Source organism: Variovorax atrisoli 110B, from assembly GCF_000382045.1.
GTDB classification, from domain to species: domain Bacteria; phylum Pseudomonadota; class Gammaproteobacteria; order Burkholderiales; family Burkholderiaceae_C; genus Variovorax; species Variovorax atrisoli.
Map to the genome: position 1 here is coordinate 198,029 of NZ_KB907460.1, position 10,728 is coordinate 208,756.

Annotated in this window: 9 protein-coding genes; 7 read left to right on the forward strand and 2 right to left on the reverse strand. The window is 67.3% G+C overall.

Annotated features, from left to right (window positions below):
• Window positions 1-108 precede the first annotated feature (108 nt).
• Window positions 109-1,041, reverse strand: a complete 933-nt coding sequence (locus tag G369_RS0126585; RefSeq protein ID WP_019657100.1) for a LysR family transcriptional regulator — start codon at window positions 1,039-1,041, stop codon at window positions 109-111.
• A gap of 171 nt (window positions 1,042-1,212) precedes the next feature.
• Here G369_RS0126585 and G369_RS0126590 point away from each other — a divergent pair, with 171 nt between their 5' ends.
• Genes G369_RS0126590 through G369_RS0126615 form a run of 6 tightly spaced genes read left to right on the forward strand, consistent with a single transcriptional unit; the run spans window position 1,213 to window position 6,690 of the window.
• Window positions 1,213-1,998: a putative hydro-lyase gene (locus G369_RS0126590; protein ID WP_019657101.1), complete on the forward strand. Its 786-nt coding sequence runs from the start codon at window positions 1,213-1,215 to the stop codon at window positions 1,996-1,998.
• 45 nt (window positions 1,999-2,043) lie between these two features.
• The gene (locus G369_RS0126595; RefSeq protein ID WP_019657102.1) at window positions 2,044-3,291 is read left to right on the forward strand and encodes an ABC transporter substrate-binding protein; all 1,248 of its coding nucleotides are present in this window, start codon (window positions 2,044-2,046) and stop codon (window positions 3,289-3,291) included.
• A 31-nt stretch (window positions 3,292-3,322) separates the two neighbouring features.
• Complete coding sequence (locus G369_RS0126600; protein WP_020723277.1) at window positions 3,323-4,204, forward strand: branched-chain amino acid ABC transporter permease; 882 nt, start codon at window positions 3,323-3,325, stop codon at window positions 4,202-4,204.
• Complete coding sequence (locus G369_RS0126605) at window positions 4,204-5,262, forward strand: branched-chain amino acid ABC transporter permease (RefSeq protein WP_019657104.1); 1,059 nt, start codon at window positions 4,204-4,206, stop codon at window positions 5,260-5,262. The genes G369_RS0126600 and G369_RS0126605 overlap by 1 nt, the downstream gene beginning before the upstream one ends.
• Complete coding sequence (locus tag G369_RS0126610) at window positions 5,259-5,993, forward strand: ABC transporter ATP-binding protein (RefSeq protein WP_019657105.1); 735 nt, start codon at window positions 5,259-5,261, stop codon at window positions 5,991-5,993. Before G369_RS0126605 ends, G369_RS0126610 begins: the two co-directional genes overlap by 4 nt.
• Window positions 5,983-6,690, forward strand: coding sequence for an ABC transporter ATP-binding protein (locus tag G369_RS0126615; RefSeq protein WP_019657106.1), 708 nt, complete (start codon window positions 5,983-5,985; stop codon window positions 6,688-6,690). The genes G369_RS0126610 and G369_RS0126615 overlap by 11 nt, the downstream gene beginning before the upstream one ends.
• A gap of 4 nt (window positions 6,691-6,694) precedes the next feature.
• On the opposite strand, the gene G369_RS0126620 is transcribed toward G369_RS0126615, so the two are convergent.
• On the reverse strand, window positions 6,695-7,639 hold the full coding sequence (locus G369_RS0126620; RefSeq protein WP_020723278.1) for a LysR family transcriptional regulator: 945 nt from the start codon (window positions 7,637-7,639) through the stop codon (window positions 6,695-6,697).
• Between the two features lie 82 nt (window positions 7,640-7,721).
• Between G369_RS0126620 and G369_RS0126625 the strand changes: the two genes are divergently transcribed.
• Entirely contained in the window at window positions 7,722-10,661 is a 2,940-nt protein-coding gene (locus G369_RS0126625) for a molybdopterin oxidoreductase family protein (RefSeq protein WP_019657108.1), read from the forward strand.
• Window positions 10,662-10,728: the final 67 nt, after the last annotated feature.

The window sequence follows — 10,728 nt, forward strand, 5'->3', positions numbered from 1 at the left end:
CCTGCATTGCCAACCCAGAACTTTTGCGCCGATCCATTCAGGAATATTGAACAGGTGGCAACACGCGCCGACGCGCGCCTTTGTCTGCCTGTCCGTCCCTGCCTCGGTTCAGGCCAGCAGGGTCACCCAGCGTGCATCGTGGCGCCTGCAGAAGTTGCGCGCTCCCTTGCGCAGGACCTCGGCGGTGCGCACCACCAGGGGTGCGGCATTCCATGGGGACCAGAGCGACATCTTGAAAGCCGGCAGCGGCGGAAGGTCGAGCTCTACCAGGTCGCCGCGCTCGATCTGTTCCTTCACGAAGATGCCCGGCACGAGCGCCACGCCCACGCCTTCGCGCGTCAGCGCCAGCTGGGCGGTGATGCTGGGCGCCGCCGACACCCGCAGTTCGCTCAGCGCCACGCCCTGGCGGCCCGCCATCTGCTGGATGACGTTCATCGCATCCAGGTAGGGCTGCGTGCCGCGCACCTGCGTCAGCAGCTGCTGGCGCAGCACGCTGTGCTGCAGGTCCCGCCTCGGGAGCAACCCCTTGCGGGCCACCCAGTGGACGGGCAGCATCATCAGGTCTTCCACTGTGGCGTGGGAGGGATGCACGGCACTGGATACGCGCATCACCAGGTCGAGGTTGCCCGACAGCATCTGTTCGGCGAGGTTCACGGTGAGGTCCACCTGCAGGTCGAGCTCGACGCCGGGAAGGCTGGAGCGCATGAGCTTCATCAGGTCGGGCAGGCAGGTATGCACGACCGTCTCGATGATGCCCACGCGCACGCGCCCGCCGATCTCCGCGCCGGTGTCGCGCGCGGCGGCCTCCATCTTGCGCGTGGTCTCCAGCAGCGACTCGGCGGGCTGTACCAGCCGTGCTCCCTGCTCCGTCAGGGTCATGCTCCTGCCGTCGTACAGGAACAGCGACACCCCCAGCTCCTCTTCCAGCGAGCGCAGGCGCATCGAGATGGCGCCAGGCGTGGTGTGCATGACCTCCGCGACCCGGCGGACGCTGCCGATGCGGGCCAGAAGAATGAAGGTTTCCACGAAACGGGTGTTCATCGTCGGTACTCCAAATGAGTGCGTGCAGCGCTCCGTCTTGGTGGGCCGTGTTCGATTGTTGTGCGCTGCTGTTCAAGTCTTCTGAACAGCTGCTTCGACAATTCTTCGATGGACGGTGGACCTGCACGCTTCATAAAGTAAGCAACTTCCTTGCTCACACGCCGAAACGCCATGACCGTCGCTTCTTCGCCCCTTGCCTTCAGGCAGCTCGTACGTGCCGGCCGGTTCACCGCACAGACCGCCGGGCAGTGCCCGGGCTACACCCAGGGGAACCTCGCGATCATGCCCGGCGAGTACGCCGACGAGTTCCTGCGCTTCGCCCGGCTGAACCCCAAGTCGTGCCCGGTGATCGGCATCACCAAGGTCGGCGATCCGGCCGTGCCGGAACTCGGCGAGGACATCGACCTGCGCACCGACGTTCCTGGCTACTGCCTCTTCCGCGATGGCGAGAAGGTCGCCGAAGTGCCCCATCTGCGCGAACTCTGGCGCGATGACCTCGTCGGCTTCGTCATCGGTTGCTCGCTGTCCTTCGAGGAGGCGCTGCTGGAAGGCGGCGTGCCCGTTCGCCACATCGAGCAGAACACCACCGTTCCGATGTACGACACCAACCGCCCCAACGGTACCGCCGGCCGCTTCGGCGGCATGGGCGTGGTCAGCATGCGGCCCATGACGGCGGCGCAGGCCATCCGCGCCGTGCAGATCACGTCGCGCTTTCCCAGCACGCACGGCGCCCCGGTGCACCTGGGCGATCCGGCCGAGATCGGCATCGCCGACATCGACGCGCCCGACTACGGCGAGGCCGCGGAGATCCGTCCCGGCGAGATTCCCGTCTTCTGGGCGTGCGGGGTCACGCCGCAGCAGGCGATTCGTTCGGCCCGCCTGCCCTTTGCGATCACCCACAAGCCCGGCCACATGCTGGTCACCGACGTCCGCAACAGCCACCTCGCGGTGTTCTGAAGCGGCTCTCCGATTCCGTCACCCATCCTCACCAGGAGTCATTCGATGAAACGCAGGCAAGTTCTTCTCGGCGCGGGCGCAGCGGCCGTTCTTCAGGGCGCATGGACCGAGGCGCTGGCCCAGGGCAAGGAGGTCGTCGTCGGCGCGATCTATCCGCTGACCGGTTCCAGCGCGCAGGTCGGCATCGACGCCAAGCAGGCCTTCGAGACTGCGCTGGACATCATCAACAACGCCAGTGCGCTCGACCTGCCGACCGCCAGGAATGCCGGCCTGGCCAACCTGGGCGGCGCCAAGGTGCGCGTGGTCTATGCCGACCACCAGGCCGATCCGCAGAAGGGCCGCTCGGAGGCCGAGCGCCTCATCACGCAGGATGGCGTCTGCGCCATCGTGGGCTGCTATCACTCGTCGGTGTCCACCACGGTCAGCGCGACCTGCGAGCGCTACGGCGTGCCCTTCGTCTGCGCCGATTCCTCCTCGCCCAGCCTGAGCCGCCGCAACCTGAAGTTCTTCTTCCGCACGGCGGCGCACGACGAGATGTTCTCCGAAGCGATGTTCGATTTCATGGATGCGCTCAAGGCCAAGGGCCAGAAGATCGGCTCGGTGGGACTCTTCTACGAAGACACCATCTTCGGCACTGACTCCTCCACCGTGCAGCGCAAGCTCGCCACCGATCGCGGCTACAAGATCGCCTGCGACATCAAGTACCGCAACAACTCTCCGTCGCTGACCGCGGAAGTGCAGCAGATCAAGAACGCCAATCCGGACGTGCTCATGCCATCGAGCTACACCACCGACGCGATCCTGCTGACCAACACGATGGCATCGCTGGGCTACAAGCCGCGCAACATCGTCGCGCAGGCCGCGGGCTTCGTCGAAAAGCCGGCGCTCGACGCGGTCGGCGACAAGCTGGTCGGGATGATCAGCCGCGCGAGCTTCTCCGAGGACATGGGCGAGAAGCGCGCCTCTGCGAAGGCCGTGAATGCGATGTTCAAGGCCAAGGCCGGCCGCGACATGAACGACCAGACATCCCGCCAGTTCAGCGCCCTGATGGTGCTGGCCGAAGCGATCGACCGCGCCGGATCGGTCGACCCGCGCAAGATCCGCGATGCGCTCGCCGCCACCGACATCCCGGGCGAGAAAACCATCATGCCGTGGTCGCGCGTGAAGTTCGATGCCACCGGCCAGAACACGTTCGCCAACCCGGTGCTGATCCAGTGGACCAAGGGCCGCTTCGTCACCGTGTATCCGTTCGAGGTCGCCACCGCCAAGCTGGCGTGGCCGATGAACGCCTGAGCGCCTTGTTCGCAACGCCGCCGTTCGCACCATGACCGCTTCCGCATTGATGCAGATCCTGGCCAGCGGCCTGCTGATGGGGCTGATCTACGGCATGGTCGCCGTGGGCCTGTCCCTCATCTTCGGGCTGATGGACGTCGTGAACTTCGCCCATGGCGAATTCATGATGCTGGCCATGTACGCCACCTTCGGGTGTTTCGTCTTCTTCCACATCGACCCCGTGCTGGCCCTGTCGCTCGTGGCGGCCGTGATGTTCATCTTCGGGGCCAGCGTCTACGTCGGCGTGGTGCGCCATGCGCTGCGGGTGAAGGTCAACGCCGGCATGGTGCAGATCTTCGCCACCTTCGGCCTGGCCACGCTGATCCAGGGCGCTGCGCAGTTCTTCTTCACGCCCGACTACCGCAACATCGGCGACAACGGCTGGCTCGGCGGCAAGACGCTGGAGCTGAGCGGTCTGTTCCTGCCGTTGCCGCAGGTGTTCGGCGCGGTGGTTTCCCTGATCGCCTTCGGCGGCCTGTACCTGCTGATGAAACACTCCGACTTCGGCCGCGCGCTGGAAGCCACGCGGGAAGACAAGGGCGCCGTGGCGCTGGTCGGCATCGACAGCAACCGGGTCTTCGCGCTGGGCTGGGGCATGGGTGCGGCACTGGTCGGCGTGGCGGGCGCGGTGCTCTCCACCTTCTATTACATCCATCCGCAAGTCGGCGCCGCGTTCGGCACCATCGCCTACATCACCGTGGCGCTCGGCGGTTTCGGCAGCGTCTTCGGCGCCTTCGCGGCTGGCATCGTCGTCGGCCTGGTCGAGGCGCTGACGGCCGTCGTGCTGCCGCCGGCCATGAAGTCCATGGGCATCTACGTGCTCTACCTGGCCATCATCTTCCTGCGTCCGCAGGGCCTCTTCGGAAGACTCTGATGCAACCGACGATCCTCGCTGCCACCACGGCTCCCGCCGTGGCGGCTTCCACGAACGCCGCCGACGACGCGGTGCACAGCTTCGGCCGGCGCCGCCGCATGCAGCTCGTCGTTGCGCTGGTGATCTTCGTACTGGCCGCGCTGTCGCCGCTGGTCGTGCAGAACGCCTATCTGCGAAACGTCATCGTGCTCACCTTGATGTACGCCGCCCTGTCGCAGGCCTGGAACATCCTCGGAGGCTACTGCGGCCAGATCTCGCTGGGGCACGCGCTGTACTTCGGAGTGGGTGCCTATGCCACCAGCAAGCTCTACGTCGGCTTCAACCTGCTGCCCTGGTTCGGCATGCTGGGCGGCGGGCTGATGGCCGCGGCATTGGCGGTGGTTCTGGGCTACGGCTGCTTCCGGCTGAAGGGGCACTACTTCTCCATCGCCACCATCGTGATCGCCGAGATGGGGCTGCTCATCGTGCACAACTGGGAATGGCTGGGCGGCGCTTCGGGCATCCAGTGGCCCTTCGGCGAGGACAGCTGGGCGACCCTTCAATTCGCCCGCGACAAGACGCCCTACATCCACTTCGCGGTCGGCCTGCTGGCGCTCACCTGGTTCATCTGCTGGCTGATCGAGGACTCGCGCTGGGGCTACTGGTGGCGTGCAGTCAAGGACAACCCCGAGGCTGCCGAGAGCCTGGGCGTGACGGTGCTCAGCTCCAAGCTGGCGGCTGCGGCCATCTCGGCCTTCCTCACCGCCGTGGGCGGAGGCTTCTACGCGGCCTTCGTTTCCTACGTCGACCCGGACAGCGTGCTGCAGTTCCGCTTCTCGCTGCTGATCGTGCTGCCGGTCGTGCTGGGCGGCATCGGCACGCTGTGGGGTCCGATGCTTGGCGCGGTCATCCTGATTCCGCTGACCGAGCTCTCGCGCAGCTACATGGGCGGCTCGGGCTCGGGCCTCGACCTGATGATCTACGGCGGCCTCGTCATGGCGGTGGCGCTGCTCAAGCCGGAGGGTCTGGTCCGCCTGTGGCCGCTGCGCCAGGGGCGCCGAAAGGAGGTCGCGCCATGAGCGGCGACATCCTCCTGCAGGCTCGCCAGGTGACGCGCCGCTTCGGCGGCCTGGTGGCCAACTCCAACGTCGATGCCCAGATCCGCAAGGGTGAGATCCTCGGCCTGATCGGGCCCAACGGGGCAGGCAAGTCGACCTTGTTCAACCTGATTGCGGGTGCCTTGCCGCCTACCTCCGGCAGCATCCACTTCGAAGGGCGGGACATCACCGCGCTGCCCGCCACGCGACGTTGCGCCCTGGGCATCGCCCGGACCTACCAGGTGCCGCGGTCCTTCGATTCGATGAGCGTGGTCGAGAACGTGATGATCGGCAGCTTCGTGCGCCATGCCGGCGCGTCGGCTGCCCGCCACGCGGCGCTGGAGATGCTCGAGTTCACCGGTCTGGCACGCCAGGCCAACACCCCGACCCACCAGCTCACCCCGCCGGAGAAACGCCGCCTCGAGGTGGCCCGCGCGCTGGCCACCAGGCCGAAGCTCCTGCTGCTGGACGAGGTGCTGACAGGCCTCACGCCCAGCGAAGCGCGGCTGGGCGTGGAGCTGATCCGCAAGGTGCGCGATGCAGGAGTCACCGTGGTCATGGTCGAGCACGTGATGGAAGTCGTCATGCCGCTGGTGGACCGGGCCCTGGTCCTGAACCTCGGGCAGGTGCTCGCCGAAGGATCGCCGCGCGACGTCGTGCGCGACCCCGCCGTCATTTCCGCCTACCTGGGAGAGCGCCACCATGCTGCTTGAAGTCCGCGGGCTCACTTCGGCCTATGCCGGGCTCGTCGCCATCTCCGACATCTCCATCTCGGTTAAGGAGGGCGAGATCGTCGTCGTCGCCGGCGCCAACGGCGCGGGCAAGTCCACGCTGCTGCAGTCGCTGATAGGCATGGTGAAGCCGCGCTCGGGCGAAGTCAGCTTCGCCGGCGAGCGCATCGAGGCGCTGCCGGGTCACCAGATCGCCGCGCGCGGGCTGGCCTTCGTGCCCGAGAGCAAGCGCCTGTTCCCGCGCCTGTCGGTGGCGGACAACCTGCGCCTGGGCAGCTACCTGCACCGCAAGAAGGCCGATCGCGAAGCGCCGCTGGAGATGGTGTTCAAGCTGTTCCCGCGCCTGAAGGAACGGCTGCCGCAGCGCGCCGAGACGCTCTCCGGCGGCGAGCAGCAGATGCTGGCCATCGGCCGTGCGTTGATGACCCGTCCGCGCCTGCTGATGCTCGACGAGCCTTCACAGGGCATCATGCCCAAGCTGGTCGACGAGATCTTCGACGCGGTCGTGGCCATCCGCGATGCCGGCGTCACCGTGTTGCTGGTCGAGCAGCGCCTGGCCGAAAGCCTGCAGATCGCCGAACGCGCGTACGTGCTGCAGACGGGGCGGGTGATCCTGTCCGGCACGGCGGCCGAGGTGCGCGACAACCCTGAAGTGCGTCGCGCCTACCTGGGCATCTAGAGGCCTAGCGAGAGGTGGAGGGGCGCGGGACCACCGCGCCGCAGTGGCGCAGGAAATCCGCCGTCGCGCGGCCCAGCAGCTTGTCGCGATGCATCACCGTCGCCAGCCGCCGCATCCCGGCTGGCAGGCGCGTGCGCAGTTCCACCAGGTGCCCGTCTTCCAGCGCCTGCGCCACCGTGTAGCGCGACAGGCATGCGAGCCCGGTGCCCGAAGCCACCACGCGCTTGATGGCTTCGGTACTGCCCAGTTCGAAGCCCACGTGCACCTGCTCCAGGTTCTGGATCAGCCATGCGTCCGTCACCTGCCGCGTGCCGGAGCCATGCTCGCGCAGCACCCACGTGGCCTGCGAAAGTTGCCTGTGGGTCGCGATGCGGCCCGCCAGCTCGTGGCCGGGCGCGGCGACGATCACCAGTTCATCTTCGCGCCAGGGCCGCACCACGAGGTCGGGGTGCGTCTGCGGGCCTTCGATGAAGCCCACGTCCACGTCGAAGCCCGCCACCGCCTCGATCACGTCGTGCGTGTTCGCGATGTGCAGGTGCACCTGGCTCTGCGGATGCAGTGCCGTCCAGGTCGACACCCGCTCCGGCAAAAGGTATTCGCCGATGGTGAAGCTGGCCGCCACACGCAGCGGCGCCGCATGCTCGCCGCTGAAGAGCGCTTCGACCTCTGCAGCCTGGTCCAGCAGCGCCTGCGCCTTGGGCAGCAGGGCCCGGCCGTTCTCGTTGAGCACCAGCCGGCGCCCCAGCCGGTCGAAGAGCTGCACGCCCACCGAAGACTCCAGGTCGGCCAGCGCGCTGCTGGCCGCCGACTGCGAACGCGCGATGCGGTCGGCCGCGGCGCGGGTGCTGCCTTCGCGGGCGGTGGCGACGAACACTTCGAGCTGGCGCAGGTTCAGGCGCAGGCGGGGGCTCGATGCCGTGCCCTGCTGCTGATCAGTTTTTCCGGTCATGGTGAGCGATATTCTCTGCTTTTTCGTTTGATCGAGGCTGCATACCATCGAACGGACCCGCCTGAAAACAAAGGACCGCCAAGTGTTCAGCTTCCTGTCTCGCGAGCCCGTGCACGACCCGCTGGCAGCGCCCACGCCCACGGCCGACACCACGGTCAAGACCACCACCTGCTACATGTGCGCCTGCCGCTGCGGCATCCGGGTGCACCTGCGCGAGGGCGAGAAGGGCCCCGAGGTCCGCTACATCGACGGTAACCCGAACCACCCGCTGAACCAGGGCGTGATCTGCGCCAAGGGCTCCTCGGGGATCATGAAGCAGGTGTCCCCCGCGCGCATCACGCAGCCGCTGCTGCGCAAGGCCGGCAGCGAGCGCGGCGCGGGCGAGTTCGAGCCGATCAGCTGGGAGCGCGCCTTCGACATGCTGACCGAGAGGCTCGCGAAGATCCGTGCCACCGATCCGAAGAAATTCGCGCTCTTCACCGGGCGCGACCAGATGCAGGCGCTCACCGGCCTCTTCGCGCGGCAGTTCGGCACGCCCAACTACGCGGCGCACGGCGGCTTCTGCTCGGTCAACATGGCCGCGGGAATGATCTACACCATCGGCGGCAGCTTCTGGGAATTCGGCGGGCCCGACCTCGAGCGCGCCAGGCTCTTCGTGATGATCGGCACGGCCGAGGACCATCACAGCAACCCGATGAAGATCGCCATCAGCAAGTTCAAGCGCGCTGGCGGCCGCTTCATCTCCATCAACCCGGTGCGCACCGGCTATTCGGCCATTGCCGACGAGTGGATCCCGATCAAGCCCGGCACCGACGGCGCGCTCTTCATGGCGCTGCTGCACGAGCTGATCGGCAACGAGCTGGTGGACCACGCATTCCTCAAGCGCTTCACCAACGCGCCGCAGCTGGTGGTGCTCGACGACTGCGAGCGCGAGGGGCTGTTCGCCTTCGATCCCGAGCGCGGCCCGCCGGGCGACGGTCGCAATCCGCACAACAAGCTGGTGTGGGACAAGGCCAGCGGCAGCGTGAAGCCCGCGTACCCCGAAGGCATCGCCGATGGCTGCGACCCCGCGCTCGAAGGCCACTACACGCTGGCCGACGGCACGCGCGTCGCGCCTTCGTTCCAGCTGCTGCGCGAGCGCGTGGCGAGCTGCACGCCCGAGTGGGCGCAGGCCATCACCGGCATCGACGCGGCGCGAATCCGCAAGCTGGCGCGGGAGATGGGCGAGACGGCGCTGAAGCAGGCCTTCGAGCTGCCCATTCCGTGGACCGACGCATGGGGCAGGAAGCACGAGACCACGCAGGCGAGGCCCGTGGCCTTTCATGCGATGCGCGGACTCGCGGCGCATTCCAACGGCTTCCAGACGGTGCGTGCGCTGGCCGTGCTGATGAGCGTGCTCGGCACCATCGACGCGCCGGGCGGCTTCAGGCACAAGGCGCCGTACCCGCGCCACATCGTGCCGAACTACAGGGCCTTCAACGACCCCGGCATGATCCAGCCGAACACGCCGCTCAATGCCGCGCCGCTGGGCTTTCCGGCCAGCCCCGACGAACTGGCGATCAACCCCGACGGCTCGCCGATCCGCATCGACCATGCGTTCTCGTGGGAGCACCCGCTGTCGGCGCACGGGCTCATGCACAACGTGATCACCAATGCGGTGAAGGGCGACCCGTACCGCATCGACACGCTGCTGATCTTCATGGCCAACATGGCATGGAACTCCAGCATGAACACGATGGCGGTGCGCGAGATGCTCAACCGCAAGGATGAGAAGGGCGAGCACATGATCCCCTTCCTGGTGGTGTGCGACGCCTTCCAGAGCGAGACCGTGGCCTTCGCCGACCTCGTGCTGCCCGACACCACCTACCTCGAGCGCCACGACGTGATGGGCATGCTCGACCGTCCGATCTCGGAGTTCGACGGGCCCGTCGATTCGGTCCGCATTCCGGTGGTGCCGCCCACGGGGCAGTGCAAGCCCTTCCAGGAGGTGCTGATCGAGCTGGCCTCGCGGCTGAAGTTTCCGGCCTTCACCACGCCCGAGGGCGGGCGCAAGTACAGCGGCTACCCGGACTTCATCGTCAACTTCGAGCCGCAGCCGGGTATCGGCTTCCTGATGGGCTGGCGCGGCAAGGACGGCACCGAGCACCTGCGCGGCGCGCCGAACCCGAAGCAGTGGGAGGCCTACGAGAAGAACAACTGCGTCTTCCACTACCACATGCCCGAGACCATGCACTACATGCGCAACTGGAACCGGGAGTACCTCGATTTCGCGAAGGACAAGGGCTGGCGCCAGCGCAACGACCCGGTGCAGCTGGCGCTGTACTCCGACACGCTGCAGAGCTTCAGGCTCGCGGCGCAGGGCAAGGCCCCGGGTCGGCAGCCGCCCGATGCGCTGCGCGAGCGCATCGACACGTATTTCGATCCGCTGCCCTTCTGGTATCCGCCACTGGAAGAAGCGGCGACCGATCTCGATGCGTTCCCGCTCAATGCGCTCACGCAGCGGCCGATGGCCATGTACCACTCGTGGGACTCGCAGAACGCATGGCTCAGGCAGATACACAGCCACAACTACCTGCACGTGAACCCGGTGACCGCGCAGGCCGCAGGCATCGCCGACGGCGGCTGGTGCTGGGTCGAGAGCCGCTGGGGCAAGGTGCGCTGCATGCTCCGCCACAGCGAGGCGGTGGAGCCCGGCACCGTGTGGACCTGGAACGCCATCGGCAAGGCCGACGGCGCATGGCAGCTCGCGCCGGGCGCGGACGAGGCGCGCAAGGGTTTCCTGCTGAACCACCTGATCAGCGAGGAGCTGCCCTGTGCAGGCACCGCGAGCGGGACCATCAGCAACTCCGACCCCATCACCGGACAGGCGGGCTGGTACGACGTGCGCGTGCGCATACGGCCGGCCGAGCCGGGTGAGCCTGAGGAGAGCTATCCGCAGGTTGCGAGCATGCCGGCCGTGCCTGGGGTGCTGGGGAAGGCGGCGAGTGTGCTGACGTACTTTGCGGGGAGGGCTCGGAAATGATGCAGTGGCTCAGGGACCTCATGACGTCCGCCCCGGTCTTGCCCCCTCCCCCTCTGGGGGAGGGCAG